The 22,629-nt window shown below is 71.1% G+C and carries 21 protein-coding genes; 12 read left to right on the top strand and 9 right to left on the bottom strand.

Annotation, left to right across the window (positions count from 1 at the left end):
- Nucleotides 1-36: 36 nt before the first annotated feature.
- The 3 genes from AC3WLB_RS21205 to AC3WLB_RS21195 all read right to left on the bottom strand — a co-directional run bounded on the left by AC3WLB_RS21205 (nucleotide 37) and on the right by AC3WLB_RS21195 (nucleotide 2,862).
- Nucleotides 37-867 carry an ABC transporter permease gene (locus tag AC3WLB_RS21205; protein WP_022897271.1) on the bottom strand — a complete coding sequence of 277 codons (831 nt, stop codon included), beginning with the start codon at nucleotides 865-867 and terminating at the stop codon, nucleotides 37-39.
- A 14-nt stretch (nucleotides 868-881) separates the two neighbouring features.
- A complete protein-coding gene (locus AC3WLB_RS21200; RefSeq protein WP_022897272.1) occupies nucleotides 882-1,940 on the bottom strand; it encodes an aliphatic sulfonate ABC transporter substrate-binding protein in 1,059 nt (352 codons plus the stop codon).
- Between the two features lie 73 nt (nucleotides 1,941-2,013).
- The gene (locus AC3WLB_RS21195) at nucleotides 2,014-2,862 is read right to left on the bottom strand and encodes an ABC transporter ATP-binding protein (RefSeq protein WP_492509440.1); all 849 of its coding nucleotides are present in this window, start codon (nucleotides 2,860-2,862) and stop codon (nucleotides 2,014-2,016) included.
- Between the two features lie 108 nt (nucleotides 2,863-2,970).
- Here AC3WLB_RS21195 and AC3WLB_RS21190 point away from each other — a divergent pair, with 108 nt between their 5' ends.
- The gene (locus tag AC3WLB_RS21190; protein ID WP_492509438.1) at nucleotides 2,971-3,900 is read left to right on the top strand and encodes an aldo/keto reductase; all 930 of its coding nucleotides are present in this window, start codon (nucleotides 2,971-2,973) and stop codon (nucleotides 3,898-3,900) included.
- 62 nt (nucleotides 3,901-3,962) lie between these two features.
- On the top strand, nucleotides 3,963-4,907 hold the full coding sequence (locus AC3WLB_RS21185; protein ID WP_492509436.1) for a cytochrome b/b6 domain-containing protein: 945 nt from the start codon (nucleotides 3,963-3,965) through the stop codon (nucleotides 4,905-4,907).
- On the opposite strand, the gene AC3WLB_RS21180 is transcribed toward AC3WLB_RS21185, so the two are convergent.
- On the bottom strand, nucleotides 4,904-6,577 hold the full coding sequence (locus AC3WLB_RS21180; protein WP_492509434.1) for an ABC-F family ATP-binding cassette domain-containing protein: 1,674 nt from the start codon (nucleotides 6,575-6,577) through the stop codon (nucleotides 4,904-4,906). The genes AC3WLB_RS21185 and AC3WLB_RS21180 overlap by 4 nt on opposite strands.
- A gap of 290 nt (nucleotides 6,578-6,867) precedes the next feature.
- Between AC3WLB_RS21180 and AC3WLB_RS21175 the strand changes: the two genes are divergently transcribed.
- Both AC3WLB_RS21175 and AC3WLB_RS21170 read left to right on the top strand, forming a co-directional pair.
- The gene (locus tag AC3WLB_RS21175; protein WP_492509432.1) at nucleotides 6,868-9,129 is read left to right on the top strand and encodes an ATP-binding cassette domain-containing protein; all 2,262 of its coding nucleotides are present in this window, start codon (nucleotides 6,868-6,870) and stop codon (nucleotides 9,127-9,129) included.
- A 194-nt stretch (nucleotides 9,130-9,323) separates the two neighbouring features.
- Nucleotides 9,324-9,461 carry a hypothetical protein gene (locus AC3WLB_RS21170; RefSeq protein ID WP_022896732.1) on the top strand — a complete coding sequence of 46 codons (138 nt, stop codon included), beginning with the start codon at nucleotides 9,324-9,326 and terminating at the stop codon, nucleotides 9,459-9,461.
- 169 nt (nucleotides 9,462-9,630) lie between these two features.
- On the opposite strand, the gene AC3WLB_RS21165 is transcribed toward AC3WLB_RS21170, so the two are convergent.
- Complete coding sequence (locus AC3WLB_RS21165) at nucleotides 9,631-10,017, bottom strand: hypothetical protein (RefSeq protein ID WP_022896731.1); 387 nt, start codon at nucleotides 10,015-10,017, stop codon at nucleotides 9,631-9,633.
- Between the two features lie 22 nt (nucleotides 10,018-10,039).
- Nucleotides 10,040-10,483: a hypothetical protein gene (locus tag AC3WLB_RS21160; protein ID WP_492509429.1), complete on the bottom strand. Its 444-nt coding sequence runs from the start codon at nucleotides 10,481-10,483 to the stop codon at nucleotides 10,040-10,042.
- Between the two features lie 146 nt (nucleotides 10,484-10,629).
- Between AC3WLB_RS21160 and AC3WLB_RS21155 the strand changes: the two genes are divergently transcribed.
- The 5 genes from AC3WLB_RS21155 (at nucleotide 10,630) to AC3WLB_RS21135 (ending at nucleotide 14,951) form a co-directional block, all read left to right on the top strand.
- Nucleotides 10,630-11,322, top strand: a complete 693-nt coding sequence (locus AC3WLB_RS21155) for a hypothetical protein (protein WP_022896729.1) — start codon at nucleotides 10,630-10,632, stop codon at nucleotides 11,320-11,322.
- Nucleotides 11,323-11,478: 156 nt separating this feature from the next.
- Nucleotides 11,479-12,192 (top strand): 3-oxoacid CoA-transferase subunit A, encoded by a 714-nt coding sequence (locus tag AC3WLB_RS21150; RefSeq protein ID WP_492509427.1) that lies wholly within the window; start codon nucleotides 11,479-11,481, stop codon nucleotides 12,190-12,192.
- Entirely contained in the window at nucleotides 12,189-12,926 is a 738-nt protein-coding gene (locus tag AC3WLB_RS21145) for a 3-oxoacid CoA-transferase subunit B (protein WP_492509425.1), read from the top strand. The genes AC3WLB_RS21150 and AC3WLB_RS21145 overlap by 4 nt, the downstream gene beginning before the upstream one ends.
- Nucleotides 12,923-14,095, top strand: a complete 1,173-nt coding sequence (locus AC3WLB_RS21140; protein ID WP_022896726.1) for a thiolase family protein — start codon at nucleotides 12,923-12,925, stop codon at nucleotides 14,093-14,095. Before AC3WLB_RS21145 ends, AC3WLB_RS21140 begins: the two co-directional genes overlap by 4 nt.
- A 31-nt stretch (nucleotides 14,096-14,126) precedes the next feature.
- Complete coding sequence (locus AC3WLB_RS21135; protein ID WP_492509422.1) at nucleotides 14,127-14,951, top strand: IclR family transcriptional regulator domain-containing protein; 825 nt, start codon at nucleotides 14,127-14,129, stop codon at nucleotides 14,949-14,951.
- A gap of 35 nt (nucleotides 14,952-14,986) precedes the next feature.
- Here AC3WLB_RS21135 and AC3WLB_RS21130 read toward each other — a convergent pair whose 3' ends face one another.
- Genes AC3WLB_RS21130 through AC3WLB_RS21120 form a run of 3 tightly spaced genes read right to left on the bottom strand, consistent with a single transcriptional unit; the run spans nucleotide 14,987 to nucleotide 18,742 of the window.
- Nucleotides 14,987-15,988: a 3-hydroxyacyl-CoA dehydrogenase gene (locus AC3WLB_RS21130; RefSeq protein ID WP_492509420.1), complete on the bottom strand. Its 1,002-nt coding sequence runs from the start codon at nucleotides 15,986-15,988 to the stop codon at nucleotides 14,987-14,989.
- The gene (locus tag AC3WLB_RS21125; protein WP_492509418.1) at nucleotides 15,985-17,232 is read right to left on the bottom strand and encodes an iron-containing alcohol dehydrogenase; all 1,248 of its coding nucleotides are present in this window, start codon (nucleotides 17,230-17,232) and stop codon (nucleotides 15,985-15,987) included. Before AC3WLB_RS21125 ends, AC3WLB_RS21130 begins: the two co-directional genes overlap by 4 nt.
- A 4-nt stretch (nucleotides 17,233-17,236) precedes the next feature.
- Complete coding sequence (locus AC3WLB_RS21120; RefSeq protein WP_492509416.1) at nucleotides 17,237-18,742, bottom strand: NAD-dependent succinate-semialdehyde dehydrogenase; 1,506 nt, start codon at nucleotides 18,740-18,742, stop codon at nucleotides 17,237-17,239.
- Between the two features lie 119 nt (nucleotides 18,743-18,861).
- Between AC3WLB_RS21120 and AC3WLB_RS21115 the strand changes: the two genes are divergently transcribed.
- From AC3WLB_RS21115 to AC3WLB_RS21105, 3 genes are all read left to right on the top strand, one after another.
- Complete coding sequence (locus AC3WLB_RS21115) at nucleotides 18,862-19,575, top strand: GntR family transcriptional regulator (protein ID WP_022896431.1); 714 nt, start codon at nucleotides 18,862-18,864, stop codon at nucleotides 19,573-19,575.
- 163 nt (nucleotides 19,576-19,738) lie between these two features.
- Nucleotides 19,739-21,463 (top strand): sigma-54-dependent Fis family transcriptional regulator, encoded by a 1,725-nt coding sequence (locus tag AC3WLB_RS21110; RefSeq protein ID WP_492509414.1) that lies wholly within the window; start codon nucleotides 19,739-19,741, stop codon nucleotides 21,461-21,463.
- 128 nt (nucleotides 21,464-21,591) lie between these two features.
- Nucleotides 21,592-22,626, top strand: a complete 1,035-nt coding sequence (locus AC3WLB_RS21105; RefSeq protein ID WP_492509412.1) for a Gfo/Idh/MocA family protein — start codon at nucleotides 21,592-21,594, stop codon at nucleotides 22,624-22,626.
- Nucleotides 22,627-22,629 lie beyond the last annotated feature (3 nt).

Here is a 22,629-nt window from a genome sequence, read left to right as displayed (position 1 = left end):
GCGCCTCGAGGGACGGTTTGCGCTACCGCTCGAGGCTCAGGCCCACTTGCGCACGGCCCAGCGCTCGAAGAGGGCGAGGATGGAGTCGGTGAGCTTGCCGAGCACGGCGAGCAGGATGATCGCGAGGAAGATGCGGTCGATGCGCCCGTTGTTCCCCGAATCCGACAGCAGGAAGCCGAGGCCCATCGAGGCGGCGATCAGCTCGGCGGCCACGAGGAACAGCCACGCCTGGGCGAGGGCGAGGCGGAGGCCCGAGGCCACCGACGGGATGACCGCCGGCAGCTGCACGGTGAAGAACAGCCGCACCCCGCGGTAGCCGAACGCCCGCCCGGCCTCGACCAGCTGGCGGTCGACGTGCCGCAGCGCCGCCGCGACGGTGGTGTAGACGGGGAAGAACGCGCCGATGGTGATGAGGATGATCTTCGACTCCTCACCGATCTTGAACCACAGGATGAGGAGGGGCACCCAGGCCAGCGACGGCACCGCGCGGATGGCCCCGAGGGTCGGGGCGAGCAGGATGTCGGCGAACCGCGACAGCCCCACCACCGCGCCGAGCGCGAGCCCCAGGGCGGCGCCGATGAGGAAGCCGATGATCACGCGCTGCGTGGAGATGGCGATGTACTGCCCCAGCAGGCCGCGCTGGGCGAGGTCGACCGCGGCCTCCCACACCATCTGCGGCGACGGCACCTGCGAGGTGGGCACCAGTCCCGTGGTGGTGACGACCTGCCACACCACGAGGATCGCGAGCGGCAGCACGGCACCGCCGACCGCGACCACCCAGCGGCGGGTGCCCGTGCGGGGCGCCCGGCTGGGGGTCACGGCGACGGCGGGAGCGTTGCCGATCGCGATTCCCGTGGAGTCGGTCATCCGGATGCGCCCGCTCAGCCGATCGCCGACGGGTCGGCGGCTTTCGCGAAGGTGTCGTTCACCAGGGTGTCGAGGGCCGTGTCGATCGCGTCCTGCGAGGCGACGTCGCCGGTCTCGACGAAGAGCGGACCGATGGTGGTGAGCACCTTCACCTGCGCGTCGCCCGGAACGTTGTCGATGTCGAGGTTGGTGCGCTCGGTGATGACCTTCGTGGCGACGGCCGGGTCGAGCCCGGCGACATCCGCCAGGATCTTCGCGGTCTCGTCGGGGTTCTCCTCGGCCCAGGCGCGGGCGTGCTCGTAGGCGTTCACGACGGTCTGGGCCACGTCGGGCTTGTTCTTGATGAAGTCCTCGGTGGCGTTCAAGAAGCCGTAGCTGTTGAAGTCGACGTTGCGGTAGAGCAGCTGTGCGCCGGACTGCTCGGCGCCGGCCATGATCGGGTCGAGGCCCGCCCAGGCGTCGACCGACCCGTTCTGCAGGGCCGCCCAGCCGTCGGCGTGCTGCAGGTTCTGCACGGTGACGTCGTCGGCGGTGAGGCCGTTGGCCTCGAGTGCCTGGATGAGGAAGAAGTAGGGGTCGGTGCCCTTGGTGGCGGCGATCTGCTTGCCCTTGAGGTCGGCCACGTCCTTGATCGGCGAGCCGGCGGGCACGACGAGGGCCGACCATTCGGGCTGCGAGTAGATGTCGATCACCTGGATGGGCGAACCGTTCGAGCGGGCGAGCAGGGCCGCCGAACCGGCGGTCGAGCCGACGTCGATGGCGCCGGCGCGCAGGGCTTCGTTCGCCTTGTTGGAGCCGGCCGACTGCACCCAGTTGACCGTGATTCCCTGGGGAGCGAGCGCATCCTCGAGCCAGCCCTGGTCTTTGATGACGAGGCTCAGCGGGTTGTAGGTGGCGAAGTCGATGTTGAGGGTGCCGCCCTCGGTGACGACCTCGGCGCCGTCGGAGGCGGCGGGCGCGGCCGCGGCAGCGCCGGAGCCCTGATTCTCGCCGGCGACGCAGCCGGAGAGGAGCAGCGCGGCCGCGGCGGCGGTCGCCGCGAGGGCGAGCGGGGCGATTCTGGTGCGGGTCATGGGTGTCCTTCGCTGTGTGCTGTGTGCTGTGTGCTGTGGGAAGTGGGAAGTGAGAACTGGGGCTGGGTGGGCGCTAGTGCGCCGAGTGCCGTTCGATGCCGAGGCCGCCGAGGAGCTGGGCGCGCAGTTCGGCGAGTTCCGCCGACCCGCGGTCGCGGGGCCGCTCGCCTGGCACGGTGATGACCTGACGGATGTCGTTGCCGGCCGTGCCCGGCGCATCCGGCGACCGGCCGAGGAGGATCACCCGGTCGGCCAGCTGCAGCGCTTCGTCGACGTCGTGCGTGACGAGCAGCACGGTGGTGGGTGCGGCGGCGTGCACCTCGAGCAGCAGGTCCTGCATCTTCAGGCGGGTGAGCGCATCCAGGGCGCCGAACGGCTCGTCGAGCAGGAGCACGCCGGGGTTGCGGGCGAGGGCACGGGCGAGCGAGGTGCGCTGGGCCATGCCGCCGGAGATCTGCCGCGGGGTGTGCTGCGAGAAGTTCGCGAGGCCCACCAGCGACACGAGTTCGGCCACGATCTCGCGGCCCTCCGCGCGCGGCACGCCGCGGGGGAGTCCGAGGGCGACGTTGTGCTCGAGGGTGCGCCAGGGCAGCAGCCGCGGCTCCTGGAAGCCGATGGCGCAGCGCGGGTCGAACTCGGAGACGGGTGCGCCGTCGATCGCGACGGAGCCCGTGCTGGGCCGGTCGAGGCCGCCGACGATGCGCAGCAGGGTCGACTTGCCGCAGCCCGAGGGGCCGAGCACGGCGACGATCTCGCCCGGCTCGATGCGCAGCGAGACATCCTGCAGCACCGGACCGGCGGCGGTCGCGCCGCGGCGTCGAGGTGCCGCGAAGGCACGGCCGAGCCCCGCGAACTCCACCCCGAAAGCGCGCTGGCCGACGTGGCCGGGATGCGCGGTCACGGGCGCCTGGGTGAGAACCACGATCCCCCTCGTCTCCGGATGTCTGCCTGCCACCGTATTGGCGGCCGACGGGGAGGTCACATCGGAGCGTTACGGAACGTAACATTGCGCCCGGGTGAGAATGGAGGGATGAACTCCTTCACGCTCCCGCAGACCGATCTCCGCGCATCCGACGTCATTCTGGGGCTGATGCGCATCTCGCCGCTCGGCGACGAGGAGATCCGCACGCTCGTCGGCGCCGCCCGCGACGTCGGCGTGAACGTGTTCGACCACGCCGACATCTACGGCGACGTGCGGCACGGCTGCGAGGTGCGCTTCGGCGAGGCGGTGCGGTTCAGCCCGGCGGAGCGGGAGCAGGTGATCATTCAGAGCAAGGTGGGCATCCGGCCCGGGTACTTCGACTTCTCGAAGGAGCACATCCTCGCCACCGTCGACGAGTCGCTCGCCGCGCTCCAGACCGGGCACCTCGACCTGCTGCTCCTGCACCGCCCCGACACGCTCGTCGAACCCGACGAGGTCGCTGCGGCGTTCGACGAGTTGCAGGCGGCGGGCAAGGTCACGAACTTCGGCGTCTCGAACCACACCCCCGGCCAGATCGAGCTGCTGAAGCGCTCGGTGCGGCAGCCGCTCGTGGTGAACCAGGTGCAGCTCAGCATCACGCACGCGCCGCTCATCGCCGCGGGTGTGGCGGCGAACATGGGCGGGCTCGACCAGTCGATCGACCGCGACAACGGCATCCTCGATCACGCGCGGTTGAACGACATCACGCTGCAGGCCTGGTCGCCGTTCCAGAAGGGCTTCTTCGACGGTGTGTTCCTCGGCGACCGCGAGCACTACGCCGAACTGAACGACGTGATCGACGAGCTGGCGGATGCGTACGGCGTCACGCCGACGGGCATCGCGGTCGCGTGGATCACCCGGCACCCGGCCCGCATGCAGGTCGTGCTCGGCACCACGAACCCGCAGCGCGTCGCCGACTCCGCCGCGGGCTCCGACGTCCGCCTCACCCGAGAGGAGTGGTACCGACTCTTCCGCGCCGCCGGCCACACGCTCCCGTAACGCGCCCGCCCGCGCGAGCGTAGCTTCGGGGCGGAACGCAACGGGCGGCTAGTCTGGTCTCGATGAGCAAGAGATCGCCCTGGTTCCGGTTCGTGTGGATCGCACCCGCGCTCGTCGTGCTCCTGTTCGCCGTGGTGCTCGTGGCCATGGCCATCCGTTCGTCGGACGCAGGGCAGCAGTTCCTCGCCGACTACCCCGGCACGACCGCGCTGCCCGACGGTGCGCCGGTCGGCATCCCGGCGTGGGTGGGGTGGCAGCACTTCCTCAACGCCTTCTTCCTGCTGTTCATCGTGCGCACCGGCTGGGTGATCCGGCAGGGCGTGCGGCCCTCGGCGTTCTGGACGCGGAAGAACGACGGCCGCCTCCGCACGAAGAACCCGCCGGTGCGGATCGGGTTGCCGCTCTGGTTCCATCTCTCGGTCGACGCGCTCTGGGTGCTGAACGGCGTGGTGTTCGTGGTGCTGCTGTTCAGCACCGGGCAGTGGCTGCGCATCGTGCCCACCAGCTGGGAGGTCGTGCCGAACGCCCTCTCGGCCGGACTGCAGTACGCGTCGCTGCGCTGGCCGGTCGAGGACGCCTGGGCGAACTACAACAGCCTGCAGCTGCTCAGCTACTTCGCCACGGTCTTCGTGGCGGCACCGCTCGCGCTCGTGACGGGCATCCGGATCGCCCCCGGGCTGGCGACCCGGCTGCGGCCGCTGGATCGCGTCTTTCCCACGAAGGTCGCGCGGGTCATCCACTTCGTGGTGATGATCTACTTCGTGGCGTTCACCGTGGTGCACGTCACCCTGGTGCTCGCCACGGGAGCGCTGGAGAACCTCGGCGTCATGTACGCCGCGAGCGACGACGCGGGCTGGGCCGGGTTCTGGATCTTCGCCGCCTCGCTCGTGGTGATGGCGGCCGGCTGGATCGCTGCCCGCCCGGCGGTGCTCGTCGCGATGGCGGGGCGCACGGGGACGGTGCGGGTGATGCCCGCGCCGCCGCCGCGCGCCACGCCCAAGGCCTAGGCCGGCCGCGCCGAGCCGTCGCGCCCGAGCGTCGTCGTCGTCGGCGTCGTGGTCGGCTGCGGCGTCGGCACGGGGACCTCGCGGAGACCGCCCGCCGCGTCGAGCTCGAGCACGCGGTCGAGCCCCAGCGCCCCGAGGAACGCGTCGTCGTGGCTCACCACGAGCAGGGCGCCGCGATACCCCTGCAGCGCCTCGACGAGTTGCTCGACGCTCTGGATGTCGAGGTTGTTCGTGGGCTCGTCGAACACCAGCAGCTGAGCGGGCGGGTCGGCCAGCAGCACCTGAGCGAGGTGCACCCGGAAGCGCTCGCCGCCCGACAACGTCCGCACCGGCCGGTTCACCGTGTCGCCGCGGAGCAGCAGCCGCGCGAGCTGGTTGCGGATCTCGCCCGCCGGCACCCGCGGTGCCGCAGCCTGCACGTTCGTCAGGGTGCTCGCATCCTCGTCCAGCCCGTCGAGGCGCTGGGTGAGCACCCCCACCCGATCGGTGAGCAGCCGTCCGCCCGCGCGGCCGGGTTCCGGCGGGGTGCCGCCCAGCAGTGCCCGCAGCAGCGTGGTCTTGCCCACACCGTTGGGGCCGACGATCGCGACGCGTTCCGGCCCCTGCAGCACGAACTCGCGGTCGCCGCCCCGGAGCTCGGCGATGCGCCGCGACCGCGACACGTCCGGATCGGGCAGCACGAGGTGGATGTGCTCCTCGTCGCGCACCCGCGCCTCGGCGGCGTCGAGCGCCGCCTGGGCCGAGCGCACGTCGTCGGCGAGCCCCGCGCGGAGCTTGCCCGCGGAGACCTGGGCATCCGACCGCCGCTGGTTCATCACGATCTTGTCGCCCGCCCGGTTGTCGTAGCTCTTCTGCGCGCCACGGGCGCGGCGCGCGAGTTTCGTCTCGGCCTCGATGCGCTGCCGCTTCTCGGTCTTCACCGCCTGCTCGGCCGAGCGCGCGGCCTGCACCGCCGCGGCCTGCTGCCCGTCGAGCTGCGCGCGCCAGGCGCTGTACGGTCCGCCGAACACGGTGAGCCGGCCGGCGTGCAGCTCCGCGGTGTCGTCCATGTGCTCGAGCAGCGCCAGGTCGTGGCTCACCACCACCAGGGTGCCCGGCCAGTCGTCGACCAGGGCGGTGAGCCGCGCGCGGGCGTCGCGGTCGAGGTTGTTGGTGGGCTCGTCGAGCAGCGTGATCGCGGTGCGACGGATGCGCAACCCGGTGATCGCGACGAGCATCGCCTCGCCGCCGGAGACGGTGGCCACCGCGCGGTCGAGGTCGCCCGCACCGAATCCCACCGCGCGGAGGGCTTCGTCGGCGCGGGCCTCGATGTCCCAGTCGTCGCCGACGGCATCGAAGTTCGCCACGCTGGCGTCACCGTTCTCGATGGCCCGGAGTGCCCGGAGGGTCGGTCCGATGCCGAGCAGGTCGGCGACGGTGGCGTCGACGTCGAGGGTCAGCGATTGCGGGAGGTAGCCGACGTCGCCCGCGAGCGTGATGGTGCCCGAGGTGGGCGGGAGGAGCCCCGCGACCAGGCGCAGGAGGGTCGATTTGCCGGCGCCGTTGGCGCCGACGAGACCGGTGCGGCCGGTGCCGAAGGTGCCGCTGAGGCTCTGCAGGGCGACGGTGCCGTCGGGCCAGCGGAGGGAAAGGTCGGTGAGGGTGATGGCGGAGGAGGTGGAAGATGGCATGACTGCTCGACGATTCTGCGGCTGACCGCGTGACTGCTGACCGGGGACAAGCGTGCGAGCCGGCGCCGGGCGGGCATCCAGGAGGGCGCCGCTGACGACGGCGCGGATGCGGAGCGGCACAGAGAGCGGGGCGCGCTGACGGACGGCGGGCATCCGCCTCGTTCCGTGGGCGCCACCGACGACTCGGTGGCTAGAGTCTGTCGACCTCGAGCATGCGACGAGACTACCAGAGCCGCTCGCGCCGGGAAGCGTTCCCGCCGGTGTCGGACGGGGTCGCTACCATCGGGTGCATGAGCCACCCCGCCGACTCCCACGACCTCATCTCGGTGCGCGGAGCGCGCGAGAACAACCTGAAGAACGTCTCGGTCGACCTGCCGAAGCGGCGCCTCACCGTGTTCACCGGGGTCTCCGGGTCGGGCAAGAGCTCGCTCGTGTTCGGCACCATCGCGGCCGAGTCGCAGCGGCTCATCAACGAGACCTACACCGCCTTCGTGCAGTCGTTCATGCCGAGTCTCGGCCGGCCCGACGTCGACGGGCTGAGCGGGCTGTCGGCCGCCATCATCGTCGATCAGGAGCGCATGGGTGCGAACGCGCGTTCCACCGTGGGCACGGCGACGGATGCGAATGCGCTGCTGCGCATCCTGTTCTCCCGGCTCGGCGAGCCGTACATCGGGCCCTCGTTCCACTTCGGGTTCAACGCCGCCGAGGGCATGTGCCCGCGCTGCGAGGGGCTGGGCGAGGTGAACGACATCGACATCGACCAGCTGGTCGACCGCACGAAGTCGCTGAACGGCGGCGCCATCACGGTGCCGGGCTACACGGCCGACGGCTGGTACGTGCGCACCTTCGCCGAGTCGCCCTTCCTCGACGGAGACAAGGTGCTCGCCGACTACAGCGACGAGGAGTGGGCCGACTTCCTCTACAAGGCCCCCGTCAAGGTGGCCGTGCAGAACATGAACCTCACCTACGAGGGGCTCGTGCCGAAGGTGCAGAGGTCGATCCTGTCGAAAGACCGCGACTCGGTGCAACCGCACATCCGCGCCTTCATCGACCGGGCGGTCACCTTCACCACCTGCCCCGAGTGCCACGGCACCCGGCTGAACGCGGCGGCGCTGTCGTCCCGCATCCAGGGCCGCAACATCGCCGATTGCACCGCCATGCAGATCAGCGATCTGGCCGAGTTCGTGCGGGGCATCACCGACGCCTCGGTCGCGCCCGTCGTGGCGACCCTCTCGCAGACCCTCGACTCCTTCGTCGAGATCGGGCTCGGCTACCTCAGCCTCGAACGCACCTCCGGGTCGCTCTCCGGCGGTGAGGCGCAGCGGGTGAAGATGGTGCGACACCTCGGCTCGAGTCTCACCGACGTCACCTACGTCTTCGACGAACCCACGGTCGGGCTGCACCCGCACGACATCCAGCGCATGAACGGGCTGCTGCTGCGCCTGCGCGACAAGGGCAACACCGTCCTCGTGGTCGAGCACAAGCCCGAGACGATCGAGATCGCCGATCACGTGGTCGACCTCGGGCCGCGCGCGGGGGTGCACGGCGGCGAGATCACGTTCTCGGGCACGGTCGACCAGTTGCGGGCATCCGACACCCTCACCGGGCGTCACCTCGGCGACCGGGCACGGCTGAAGGATGCGGTGCGCACGCCCGCGGGTGTGCTCGAGATCCGCGACGCCCGGCGCCACAACCTGCAGGGGGTGGACGTGGATGTGCCGCTCGGGGTGCTGACGGTGGTGACCGGGGTGGCGGGTTCGGGCAAGAGCTCCCTCATCCACGGGTCGATCCCGGCCGGCGCGAACGTGGTGTCGGTGGACCAGACGGCGATCCGCGGGTCGCGACGCAGCAACCCGGCGACCTACACGGGGCTGCTCGATCCCATCCGTACCGCGTTCGCGAAGGCCAACGGGGTGAAGGCCGCGCTGTTCAGCGCGAACTCCGAGGGGGCGTGCCCGAACTGCAAGGGTGCCGGAGTCATCTACACCGACCTGGCGATGATGGCCGGGGTGGCGACGGTGTGCGAGGAGTGCGGCGGCAAGCGGTTCCAGGCGTCGGTGCTGGAGTACCGCCTCGACGGCAAGAACATCGCGGAGGTGCTGGCGATGCCGGTGGCCGAGGCCGAGGAGTTCTTCGGGTCGGGGCCGGCGCACGCCATCCTGCGGCGGCTGGTCGACGTGGGGCTCGGCTACCTCAGCCTCGGGCAACCGCTCACCACGCTGTCCGGCGGGGAACGGCAGCGCTTGAAGCTGGCCATCCACATGGCCGAGAAGGGTGGGGTGTACGTGCTCGACGAGCCCACCTCGGGGCTGCACCTGGCCGACGTGGAGCAGTTGCTCGGGCTCCTCGACCGCCTGGTCGACTCGGGCAAGACGGTGATCGTGATCGAGCATCACCAGGCCGTGATGGCGCACGCCGACTGGATCATCGATCTCGGCCCGGGTGCCGGGCACGACGGCGGGCGGGTCGTGTTCGAGGGCGCGCCGGCCGAGCTGGTCGCCGCGCGCTCGACGCTGACCGGGCAGCACCTCGCGGAGTACTGCGCACTCTGAGGCTCCCGCTCGGGGCGGCGCCCCGGTGCGGGTCGCGACCACGGCACGGGTGACCGCCGGGGTGATTAGCGGGTGATCGGCAGGTTGGCGAGGCCAGGGCGGGTTAGCGTATTCCCGGGCCGATCAGCCGTTATCCCTCGGCGAGGCGTTCACCCGACGTCGCGGCGGCCCGACACGCTCCCGGAGGTCCACCCGTGCCCGATCCCGCCGACGACTCGACGGCCCGCGCCCGCAGCACCCAACCCGAGGCCGAACGCGCCATCCGCGACACCGCCGTGTGGACGGCCGCCGTCGTCGCCCGCGCCATCGACGACGCCCGCACCCCGCGCTGACCCCACCCCGGCGCGCCGCGGCGCCCGCGCCCCGCCGCGGCGCGGGCGCGTCCGCGCGCGGTCGCGTCCGGTGGGCCGCGCGCGACTCAGGTTTCGGCCGGGCGGTCGGCCGTTTTCAGGCGGATGCCTCCTGAAAACGGGCCGAAGTCCTGCGCAAGGATGCGCGGGGTCAGGCGCGGGCGATGAGGGCGCGGGCGTAGTTGGCGCGCTGCTGCAGCTCGTGGAACTGCGCCGCGAGGTTGAACTGGGCGGGCTCGCCGGTCTGGTAGGTGAACGCGCCGTTCGAGATGGTGATCTGCGCGAATCCGCTCACCCGGTCTTCTTTGGCCAGCAGGAAGAGCAGGCTGAACAGCGTGATGACGAACAGGCCGACGATGGCGACGACGATCGCCCAGGTCGGGATGACGCGGTCGACCCGCGTGTAGTTCGCCACCGAGATCTGGCAGCCGGCGAGCGGGATGCTGCCCTGCGGCGTCACCACCCAGTGCTCGGTGAGGTAGAAATCACCGAAGCGCACCAGAGGCTGCTCGAGTTGCTGAACCGAACCAGACGTCATACGTCAACCCTATCGGGGGTGGTCAAGCCGGATACGGCGGCGGGAGCCGGCGCATCAACGTCGGCCGATCCTCCCGCGCCGGCGGCGCGAGCAGCAGACTGACCAGGGCGACGGTCGTGGCCTCCGGCGCCACCGCTGGTTCCGCCCGCCGCGCCGCCCACAGCCGGCGTGCCGATTCGCTCGCGGATGCCCGCACCGAGTCGAGGATGTGCTCGACGAACTCCGGGGCACCGTGCACCCGACGGGCCGGCCGGCGATCGGCGGCGACGGCGATGCGCGCGAGCGTGTAGTCGTAGAGGAACGCGTGGCTCTCGTCCCATCGCGGCCCCGACGCCAGCCGCACCTCGCGGTGTTCGAACTGCCACTCCTCGGGCGGTGCCCCCCGCGAGAAGCGCATGATGGAGCGGGTCAGGACGTAATCCTGCACCGTTTCGGCGTCGGCGTGGCGGAGAGTCGTGTGCGGCATCTGCGACCGAGTGTACCGCGACAGCTGTCGACCAACCCTGGGTATCCCCTCCGACAGTGCCCCGGGCGGCATATCGGATCGGCTGGTAGGGTGGGCCATCTCGGCACGGCCGCTCCGTGCCGGGCGCGACGCAGGACCGCTCCCGAATGGCCTCACTCTTCCTCCGCACCAGCAACCGCTCCGCACGGGCACCTCGCCCGCGGAGCGTCGTGCTCACCCTCTGCGCGGGCGCCGCGGTGTTCGCTCTCACCGCCCTCACCGCACTCGCACCGCCTCCGCCCACCGACGAGGCCGGTTCGGCCGCGGAGGCGGCGTCGCACGCGTGGGCGGCCGACGGTGCCGACCAGACGGTGTCGGTCTCCGAGAGCGCCGTCGCTGCGGCGATCGCGCGTGACGGTTACGAAGCGGCCCCGGGCCTGGAGACCTACACCTCGGGCAGCACCAATCGCGACTGGGCCGAGCTCGTGCTCTACCTCGCCGGCTTCCCGGTGAGCGAGTCGAACGTGACGGTGATGCTGCGCTGGATGCGCCAGGAGAACGGCCCCGACGACTGGTGGCTGCGCAACAACCCGTTGAACAACGGTTGGGGGTCGGGCGGCGGCTCAGGCCTCGGCAGCTATGACAACCTCGTCACCGCCGCCCAGAACGTGGGCAACGCGTTGCACGGCAACTCCGGGTACGCGGCCATCGTCGAGGGCTTCAGCACCTCGGCGCCGACCGCGCAGATCGAGGCCGCCATCTGGGCGTCGCCGTGGGCGAGCAGTCACTACGGCAACGGCTCGCACTGGGCCTACACTCCGGTGCCCGAGTACGCGTCCCCGCCCGGCACCTGGGGTTGACCCTCCTCGCGACCCGTCACTTTTGGCCCTAGAACACGCGTTCTAGGGCCATTTTTGACGGGTCGCGAGGAGTTTACGGGAGTGCTCGGGCGTGGTAGTGTCACAATACGCACAACCGTTCGCAGAGCGAACATTGCAGACCACGAGGAGGCGGATGTGATCTCGAAGACGAGCGCGGGGCTCGCGGATGCCGTCGGCGACATCCGCGACGGCTCGACCGTGATGATCGGCGGCTTCGGCCGAGCGGGTCAGCCGGTGGAGCTGATCGATGCCCTGATCGCGCAGGGCGCCACCGATCTGACGGTCATCAACAACAACGCCGGCAACGGCGACACCGGCATCGCGGCGCTGATCGGCGCCGGACGGGTGCGCAAGGTGATCTGCTCGTTCCCGAGGCAGACCGATTCGTACATCTTCGACGCGAAATACCGCGCGGGGGAGATCGAGCTCGAACTGGTGCCGCAGGGGAATCTGGCCGAGCGCATCCGTGCCGCCGGCGCCGGAATCGGCGGCTTCTACACGCCGACCGGCGTGGGCACCCTGGTCGCCGAGGGCAAGGAGACGCGCACCATCGACGGCCGGGACTACCTCCTGGAGCTGCCGCTCCGTGCCGATGTCGCGCTGATCAGCGCGTTCAAGGCCGACCGCTGGGGCAACCTCGTCTACCGCAAGACGGCCCGCAACTTCGGCCCGCTGATGGCGGCCGCCGCGGCGACCACCATCGTGCAGGTCGACGAGGTGGTGGAGCTCGGCGACCTCGACCCCGAGACGGTGGTGACGCCCGGCATCTTCGTCGACCGGGTCGTCGCCGTGGGGGAGCGGTCGTGGCTCGCCGCCGGCGAGTTCGTGGGAGCGGAGAAGGTGGCATGACCGGCATCGACCGCGACACGCTCGCCGCCCGAATCGCCCGCGACATCCCCGAGGGTGCTGTCGTCAACCTCGGCATCGGCGCGCCGACGCTCATCGCCAACTACCTGCCCGACGACCTCGAGATCATCCTGCACACCGAGAACGGGATGCTCGGCATGGGCCCGGCGCCGGCGCCCGGCCGCATCGATCCCGACCTCATCAACGCCGGCAAGCAGCCCGTGACGGAACTGCCCGGCGCGGCGTACTTCCATCACGCCGACTCCTTCGGCATGATGCGCGGCGGCCACCTCGACGTGTGCGTGCTCGGGGCCTTCCAGGTCTCCGAGCGCGGCGACCTCGCGAACTGGCACACGGGTGCTCCGGATGCGATCCCCGCGGTGGGCGGGGCGATGGACCTCGCGATCGGCGCCAAGGACGTGTACGTGATGACCGACCTCCTGACACGCGACGGCACCTCCAAGCTCGTCGCCGAATGCAGCTACCCGCTGACCGGCGTCGGCTGCGTCAGCCGGATCTACACCGACCGCGCCGTGTTCGACGTCACGCCGGACGGCCTCGCCGTCACCGACGTGTTCGGCGACACCACGCTCGATGAGCTCCGTGAGCTCACGGGCCTCACTCTCACCGATCAGCGTCCCGAGGCGGCGACCCCCCTCGCGACCCGTCACTTTTCGCCCGAGAACGGTGCGGGAAGGGCCGAAATCGACGGGTCGCGAGGAGGGAACACGCCATGACCGGCAGTTACGTGTACGACGCCGTGCGCACCCCGTTCGGCCGCATCGGCAAGGGGCTCGCGGGCGTGCGGCCCGACGATCTCGCCGCCTCGACCCTGCGCGCGCTCCTCGACCGCGTGCCCGGGCTCACGGATGCCGCGGTCGACGACGTCATCCTCGGCGCCGCCAACCAGGCCGGGGAGGACAACCGCGACGTCGCCCGCATGGCGGTGCTGCTCGCGGGACTCCCGACATCCGTTCCCGGGGTGACCGTGAACCGGCTGTGCGGGTCGAGCGTCGAGGCCGTCATCCAGGCCAGCCGCGCCATCGAGGCGGGCGATGCCGACGTGGTGGTGGCGGGTGGCGTCGAGTCGATGAGCCGGGCGCCGTGGGTGCTCGCGAAGCCGAGCCGCCCCTACCCGGCCGGCAACGAGACGATGTACTCCACCACCCTGGGCTGGCGGTTCACGAACCCGCGGATGCCGGCGCAGTGGGCCATCCCGAACGGCGAATCGGCCGAGATCCTGGCCGAGCGCTTCGCCATCTCGCGCGAGGAGCAGGATGCCTTCGCCGCCCGCTCGCACAACCTCGCCGCCGCCGCGTGGGACGCGGGGGTGTACGCGAACGAGATCGTGCCGGTGCCGGGCGTGGAACTCGAGCGGGACGAGGGCATTCGCGCGGGGTCGAGCGTGGAGTCGCTCGCGCCGCTGAAGCCGGCGTTCCGTGCCGACGGCTCGGTGACAGCCGGGAACTCGTCGCCCCTCACCGACGGGGCATCGATGGTGCTCGTCGGCGGCGAGGGTGCGGTGCCGGGCGCCGAACCGCTCGCGCGCATCGCGGGGCGCGGGGTGGCGGGCAACGACCCCGACGTGTTCGGCATCGCGCCCGTCGAGGCCGCGAATCGCGCGCTGGCCCGGGCGGGCAAGACCTGGGCCGACGTCGACGTCGTGGAGCTCAACGAGGCCTTCGCCTCGCAGAGCCTCGCGTGCCTGAAGCTCTGGACCGAGCTCGACCCCGAGATCGTGAACATCCACGGTGGGGCGATCGCGATGGGGCATCCGCTCGGCGCATCCGGAGGCCGCATCATCGGGCATGTGGCGCACGAGCTGGCGCGGCGCGGCGGCGGGGTGGGGGTGGCGGCGATCTGCATCGGCGTCGGCCAGGGCCTCGCGGTCGTGCTCGAGCGCTGAGCGGGCGCGCAGGCGCCGGTAGCATGTGACGATGGCCGAGCCGCGTGACGCATCCGACGGCGGACACCCCGACCCGAGCGGGCAGTTCGTGCAGTCGCTGGCCCGCGGGCTCGACGTGATCAAGGCGTTCTCGGCCGAGCAGCCGGAGATGACGCTGAGCGACATCGCCCGGGTCACCGACCTCACCCGGGCGACCGCGCGGCGCTTTCTGCTGACGCTCGTCGAGCTCGGCTACGTGCGCAGCGACGGGCGGTTGTTCGCGCTCACCCCGCGGGTGCTCGAGCTCGGGTTCAGCTACCTCTCCGGCCTCACCCTGCCGGAAGTCGCCCAGCCGCACCTCGAGCGGCTCTCGCGCGACCTCGGGGAGTCGACCTCGGCATCCGTTCTCGACGGCGATCAGATCGTCTACGTGGCTCGGGTGCCGACGCGGCGCATCATGACCGTGGGAATCACGATCGGCACCCGATTCCCCGCCTACGCCACCTCGATGGGGCGCGTGCTGCTCGCGGGACTGCCCGACGCCGAGCTCGCCGCGTACCTGGCGACGCTGCACCCCACCGGGTTCACCGCGAGCACCCTCACCGACCCGGCGGCGCTCCGTGCCGAGCTCGAGGCGGTGCGCGACCGCGGCTGGACCATCGTCGACCAGGAGCTCGAGGTCGGCCTCCGCTCGGTCGCGGCGCCCGTGCGCCGGGGCGGAGCGCGCAGTGGGGGCGGTGACGTCGTGGCCGCCATCAACGTGTCGACCACCTCGGGTGCGACCCCGCTCGAGCGTCTCACCGACGAGTTCGTGCCCGCCCTCCTCGCCGCGGCCGAGGCCATCTCCCGAGATCTCGCCCTCACCGCGCGGCACTGAGCGGCGCTCGGCCCTCGGCCCAAGGAGGGCAGGGTTCAGCGCAGGGCGTCCCAGAGGGGCTTCAGGCGCATGAGCTGCTCGTCGCGCCAGCGCACGCGGGCGTCCCACTCGTCGAGGGGGAGTGCGGCACGGCGCTGGGCGACCACCTCGGCCACGAGCTCCGGGGTCCAGGGGTCGTGCTGGCCGCGTTCGGCGCCCATCCGCTCGTAGGCGGGCCCCATTTTCTGGGCGTGCGACTCGATGCCGCCGCGGGTGTTGAGGTCGACCGTCTCGAACGGTCCGATGAAGCTCCAGCGCCGGCCGAGGCCCGAGCGCACCACCTCGTCGATGTCCTCGACCGTCGCCACCCCGTCGCGCACCAGCGCGTACGCCTCGCGGAGCACCGCGCCCTGCAGGCGGTTGAACACGAACCCCTCGACCTCTTTGCGCACGTGCACCGGCCGCAGTCCGGCCCCTCGATACAGAGCGGATGCGCGTTCGAGCACCGCCGGATCGGTCGCCGCCGAGGGCACCAGCTCGATCACCGACAGCAGGTACGGCGGGTTTCCCGGATGCGCCACGATCAGCCGCCGGGCCAGGTCGCTGTGCGCGGCCGGGGCGGCGTCTGCACCGAGAGCGGCGAGGATCGTGCTCGGGGTGATGGCCGAGCTCGAGGAGGCGAGCACCGCATCCCGCGGCGCCACCGCCGCGACGGCGGCGAAGAGGTCGCGCTTCAGCTCGACCCGCTCGGGGGCGCACTCCTGCACGAGCGCGGCATCGCGCACCGCATCGGCGAGCTCGGCCTCGAAGCTCACTCGGCCGGCGACCACGGCGGGCGGCTCGGCGAGCAGCCCGAACCCGGCCAGCAGCTCGAGCCGCGACCCGAGGTCGGCGCGCGCCCGATCGAACACCTCGGGAAATGCGTCCCACACCCGCACCGGATGCCCCGCCGCCGCGAACAGCACGGCGAACGCGACCCCGATCGACCCCGCTCCGGCGACCGCGACGACCGCCCCGGGCCCGGCGGGCGGCGCCGAGGGCCCCGCCGTGGGCGTCACACCTCCCACCAGCTGCGGTCGCCCGCGTGACTGCGCTCGAGGATGGCGATCACGGCCTCCCGTGTCAGCTCCCGCGGGTTGTTCGCGGTGAGGCGGGTGGCGAGCATCGCCTGGTCGGCCACGAAGCCGAAGTCGTCCGGGGAGAGGCCGAGCGCCGCGACATCGAGCGGTGCGCCGATCGCGGCGAGCAACGCCTCGATGCGCGTGATGCCGGCGTGTGCTTGCTCGATCAACGGCGACGACGCCGAGGCGACCCCGAGCAGCCGCCCGATCTCGGCGAACTCCGCCACCCGCGTCGGCAGGTTGAACCGCATGACGTAGGGCAGCAGCGCGCTGATGCCGAAGCCGTGCGGCGTGTGGGTGAGGTTGCCCACCGAGCCCTGGATCGCGTGCGCCCCCGCGGTGCCGGCCGTGTTGATGGCCATCCCGGCGCTGTACGCGGCGAACATGGTGTCCGCCCGCGCCTCGAGGTCGGACGGATTCGCCGCCACGGCCTCGAGGGACGTGTTGAGGAGCGCGAGTCCGTTCCGCGCGAACACGTCGGTGAGCCGGTTCTTGCCGGCGTAGAGCTTCGTGTCGAGGTCGTCGGCCGACGGGTTCTTGATGCGACCGGTGAACGCCTCCACCAGGTGGGAGAGCGCATCCGCCCCCGTCGCCGCGGTGAGGCCGGGCGGGCAGGTGAGGGTGAGCTCGGGGTCGATGACGGCGGTGTGCGCCTCGAGGAACGGGCTCGCGACCCCCACCTTCATGCCGCGGTCGGTGTCGAACACCACCGAGATGCAGGTGACCTCGGCGCCGGTGCCGCCGGTGGTCGGCACGGTGATCACCGGCACGCCGGGCCCCGGCACGAGGAACTCGCCGTAGTAGTCGCGCACGTCGCCGCCGTTGGCGAGCACGACCGACACCACCTTGGCGAGGTCCATGCACGAGCCGCCGCCGATGCCGAGGATGGCGTCGATCTCGGTGTGCCCGAACCGCTCGATCACCTGCAGCACGTCTTCGCGCGGCAGGTCGGGCTCGGCCTCGGCGTAGATCGACACGTCGACACCGGTGGCCTCGATGGCCGCCACGATCTCGAGGAACTCGGGCGTGGTGGCCATGCGCGCATCCGTCGTCACGAGCAGATGCGAGGCGAGGGGGCGCACGATGTGCGGGATCTGGTGCCGCTTGCCGGGCCCGAACAGCACGGTCTTCGGTTGACGCAGGATGCCCATCTCGGGGGCGGATGCGGTGGTGCTCGTCACGGTTCTACTCCAGTCCTGCGGTCTCATCGACGGTGATGGCGAGGTATTTCGGTTCGAGGAACTCGTCGATCGCGTGGTGCCCGCCCTCGCGGCCGAGGCCCGAGGACTTGATGCCACCGAACGACGCGGCCGGATCGGCCATGATGCCACGGTTGATCGCCACCATGCCGGATTCGAGCCGCTCGCTCACCGCGATGGCGCGGGACAGGTCGCGGGTGAAGACGTAGGCGGCCAGGCCGTAGCTGGTGTCGTTGGCCACCCGGATGGCCTCGGCGGTGGAGTCGACCGTGTAGATGGTGGCGATGGGCGCGAACAGCTCCTGGTTGCAGACGTCGTTGTCGCGGTCGTTGATCTTGAACACGGTGGGCTCGAAGAAGAAGCCCTCCCGGTCGACCGGTGAACCGCCGGTGAGGAGCTCGGAGTCGATCGCCGAGAGCTGCGCCACGAGCGACGCGACCCCGTCGCGCTGCTTCGCCGAGATGATCGGCCCCACGTCGACCGCGTCGGAGAAGCCGTCGTCGACCCGCAGCGCCTTGGTGAGCTCGACGAAGCGGCGGGTGAACTCGTCGGCCACCGCGCGGTGCACGATGATGCGGTTGGCCGCCACGCAGGCCTGCCCGGCGTTGCGGAACTTGTTCACGATGGCCTGCTTCGCCGCGAGCTCGACATCGGCGTCCTCGAGCACCACGAAGGGGCCGTCGCCGCCGAGCTCCATCGACGCGTTCACGATGCCCGGCGCCGCCTGCTTCAGCAGGGTGCTGCCGACCCCGGTCGAGCCGGTGAAGCTCACCTTGCGCAGGCGCGGGTCGGCCATCACGGCGGCCGACACATCGGCGGAGCGGGTGGTGTGGATGAGGTTCACGACACCGGGCGGGAAGCCCGCGTCGTGCAGCACCTCCACGAACAGCGCGCCGGTCAGGGGCGTCTCCTTGGCCGACTTGACCACGACCGTGCAGCCTGCGCCGAGGGCGGCGCCGGCCTTGCGGGCGATCATCAGCAGCGGGAAGTTCCAGGGCGTGATGAGCAGCGACGGCCCGACCGGCTGGTGGGTCGTGATCACGCGGTAGCCGCCGTGCGACCCCTCGGCGTAGGTGCCGTGCAGGTGCGCCACCTGCTCGGCGTACCAGAGGAAGAAGTCGGCCGAGAGCTGGAACTCGCCCCGCGCCTCGGCCAGCGGCTTGCCGCTCTCGAGCGTCATCGTCTCGGCGATCGCATCCGCCCGCTCGAGCAGCAGGGCGTGCGCGCGGTGGAACAGGTTCGCGCGGTCGCGGGGCGGCACGGCGCGCCACGCCTCCTGCGCCGAGGCGGCGGCGTCGAGGGCGGCGAGGGCGTCCGCCGCACCGCCGTCGGCGACCCGCGCGATCACGCTGCCGGTGGCCGGGTCGACCACGTCGAAAGTCTCGTCGACCGGGAGCCAGTCGCCTCCGATGTAGAGCCCGACGGGAACGGTGTGATCCCGAAGGGTCACCGTGTCGGTGGATTGCGGCCGCGAGGTCGTCTGGGTGGTCATCGTCTGCGTCCTTTCACTCACATCCGTGTGAGCGTGTCACGATCATCTCGTATTACGGTACGATGCAATGACCGCGAGGATGCACCGGTGCATCGAATTGAGACAGTGGAAAGAAGCGGATGCCGTCAACGAAGATCGAACGTCACGCAGCACCCCTGCGCCAACAGGTGGTGCGGCAGCTGCGCGAGGACATCCTGGAGGGCGAGCTCGCGCCGGGCGAGCGGCTGCTCGAGAGCGCGCTCTGCGACAGTTACGGGGTCTCCCGCACCGTCATCCGGGAAGCCCTCCGGCAACTCGAGACCGAGAGCCTCATCACGATGCTGCCGAACCGCGGCCCCATCGTGACCGTGCTCACCAAGCGCGACATCGAGTCGCTCTACGAGGTGCGCCGGGTGCTCGAGGGCCTCGCGGGAGAGCTGTTCGCCCGTCGCGCCCGCCCCGAGCAGGCCGCAGCGATGCGCGAGCTGATCGTGGCGATGGAGCAGAGCTACCTGCACGGCACCGTGCAGTCGCGTGAGGAGAGCAAGGAGGAGTTCTACGACCTCCTGCTCGCCGGAGCCGCCAACCCGGTGCTGGAGAACGACCTCCGCGGAGTGCACACCCGCATCGGTCTGTTCCGCCGCTACGCCTTCGTCGACGAGCACCGCGTGGCGCTCTCGATGGAGGAGCTGCGGCAGATCGCGCGCGAGATCGCCGAGAACCGCGACCCGGCCGCCGCCCGCCTCGCCTGCGAGCACCACATCCAGCTCGCCGGTGAGCTGGCCATCCTGGAATACACGAAGCGTCTGCACGCCAGCGACGCCCTCGCCCGCGACGACGAAATCGCAATCTAGCTGTGACTTGACCTCGCACCGAGGAGCCATGAAGATGACGATACGTTCCACCCAACCGGTTCGATCACCCCACCCGGTGTGCACGCACCCGACCGGTCCGACGTTCTCGACGACGAGACACCCGGCGTCGTCCGAGTCCGCGGACAGACCCTAGGAGTTCCTCGTGCCTCTCCAATTCGACGCAGACCGCGTTCAGGGGGTCAAAGACGACTTCCTCGCCGCGGATGCCCCGACCCACACCGTCAATCCCGAGCTGCTGAAGTCGTGGCAGCGGTCCAAAGCGGCCATCGGGGTGCCGAGCAACATCCGTGACGTCCCGCTGGTCGCCGACGACCTGCTCGACGCCCACCTGCTCGACATGTTCCAGGCCCCGCTCACCCGCGTCTCCGACGACCTCGACGGCACCGGCCTCGGGCTCCTGCTCGCCGACTCGCAGGGCCGCATCCTGCAACGCTGGTCGCACGACCACAACGCCCTCGACCACCTCGACCGGCTCGGCACCGTGCGCGGCGCCGTGCTCGCCGAAGACGTGGTCGGCACGAACGGGGTCGGCACCGTCGCCGCCACCGGCAAGAGCGTGCAGATCTCCGGCGTCGAGCACTTCGCCGACTTCTACAGCAGCGCCGTGTGCACCGGCTCGCCGGTGCGGCATCCGATCACCGGCAAGCTGCTCGCCGTGGTCACCATCTCCAGCGACATCTCCGAGCGCAGCGGGTTGCTGCGGCCGCTCATCAACTCCGTCACCATGCAGCTCGAGCAGCAGGTGCTCGACGTCGAGCAACCCGCGGCCCGGCTGATGTTCAACACCTTCCTCGACACCGCGCGCGCCCAAGCGGGCCCGGTCGTGGCGTTCGGGCCGCAAGGACTCGTCATGCAGAGCCAGAAGGCGGGGCGGCTCACCGTGGCCGACCTCAACCTGATCCAGCAGCTCACCACCGCCGAGCCCCGGTCGGGGCGCTTCGCCGTCGACCTCTCCAGCGGCACCGCCGACCTCACGGTCACCGCCCTCGAGGGCGGCGCCGGCGTGATCGTGGTGCTCGACCGGGAGCGCCGCAACACCACGATGAGCATCGGACCCGCCCGGCCGCAGCTGGTGGGGCGCTCGCCGGAGTGGCTGTCGGTGGTGCACCAGGTGGCACGGCACCGCGAGTCGCGCCGGCCGCTCATCATCGCCGGGGAGCCCGGCACCGGCAAGGCCTCGCTCGCGCTCGGGCTGCCGTTCCGGCCCGGATCGGCCGTGACCCAGGGTCTCGTGACGGATGCGGCCGAGCGGCACGTGACCGGCAGCCGCAAGTGGCTGCAGAAACTGTCCGAGCGCCTCACCGCGTCGGCACCCGTCATCGTGCGTGGCGTCGAGACCCTCGACACGCACACCATCGCCGGCGTGCGGTCGCTCGTCGAGACCACCACCGGGCGCGGACCGGTGCTGCTCACCCTCTCGGCCGCCTCCCGCGAGGAGGCCGAGGAGCAGGGCGCGAAACTCGGCATGACCGTGCTCTGGGTGCCGCCGCTCCGCGACCGCATCGCCGACGTGCCGGCGCTCTGGCACGTGTTCGCCGAGCAACTCGCCCCGGGCGCGGGGCTCGAGCTGCGGGCTGACGCGCTCGAACTGCTGCGGACCTACCGGTGGCCGGGGAACCTCAAAGAACTCCGTGGGGTGCTCGAACAGCTCTCGCTCACCGGCAAGCGCGGAGCCGTGCTGCCGGGGGATCTGCCGCAGGCCATGCAGGGGACTCGGGTGTTGTCGATGATCGAGCGCGTGGAGCTCGAAGCGATTCGGAAGGCGTTGCGGGAGGCTGACGGGAATCGGTCTAAGGCGGCGGAGATTCTTGGTCTCTCGCGGGCTACGGTTTATCGGAAGATGAAGGCTTATCGGTTGACGGCCTGAGGTGCTCGGGGGCGCGGAGGCCGGCGGGTTTCGCACTCCCGCCTAGGGGTTGAGCGGAGCTCAAAGGCGGCGGGAGCACGAAACCCGCCGCCCTCCGCTTCGCGTGACGGGCAGCGTAGCCTTGGGGGATGAGTCGGGACGTTATTCGCACTGCCGTCATTGGATACGGGACGGGAGGGCGCGTGTTCCACGCGCCGCTCATCGCGGGGGATGAGTCGTACGAACTCCGGATGATCGTGACCGGGAATCCTGAGCGGGCCGACGGGGCGCGCGCTCGTTACGGGTCTGACGTGGTGGTGGCGGATGTGGATACCGTGTTCGCGGAGGCGGGGGAGCTCGATCTCGTGGTGATTGCCAGTCCCAATGAGACGCACGGGCCGCTGGCGCATCGGGCGCTGGAGGCGGGGCTGGACGTTGTGGTGGACAAGCCTTTTGCGGTGAGTGCTGCGGAGGGGCGGGAGGTGATCGCGCATGCCGAAAGGGTGGGGCGGCGGGTCTCGGTGTTTCAGAATCGGCGGTGGGATGGGGACTTTCTCACCGTGCGCGCGATGGTGGGGGCGGGGGTGCTGGGGGAGGTGCGGCAGTTCGAGTCGGCGTTCGAGTGGTGGAAGCCGGAGATCAGCAGCAAGTGGAAGGAGACGGCCGGGGCCGAGCGGGGTGGGGGCATCCTGTTCGATCTGGGGCCGCACCTCATCGACCAGGCGATCGCCCTGTTCGGGCCCGTCGCGCCCGGTGGGGTGCACGCGGAGCTCGATCGCCGGCGGGCCGGTGCCGTCACCGATGACGACAGCTTCGTGAGCCTGCGGCACGAGAACGGGGTGCGGAGCCGGCTGTGGTTCAGCGCGGTGGCCCCGGCGAACCGGCCGCGGTTCCGCGTGGTGGGGTCGCGTGCGGTCTTCGAGACCGAGGGACTCGACCCGCAGGAGGCTCAGCTGAAGGCCGGGCTGACGCCGGCCGACCCGGGGTACGGGTCCGGCGCATCCGACGGTCTTCTCCGCTCACCCGGGTCGACGAGCGCGGTGCCGCTGGAGCGCGGCGCGTACCCCGCGTTCTACCGCGAGCTCGCGGAGGCCCTCACCACGGGAGCACCCCTGCCCGTCGACCCCCGCGACTCTCTCGCGGTGCTCGACATCATCGAGCAGGCCCACGCGAGGTCGCGCTAGCTG

The sequence above is a fragment of the Herbiconiux sp. FW305-C-125 genome (assembly GCF_058783455.1).
This window is presented reverse-complemented; position numbering and strand designations above follow the sequence as displayed.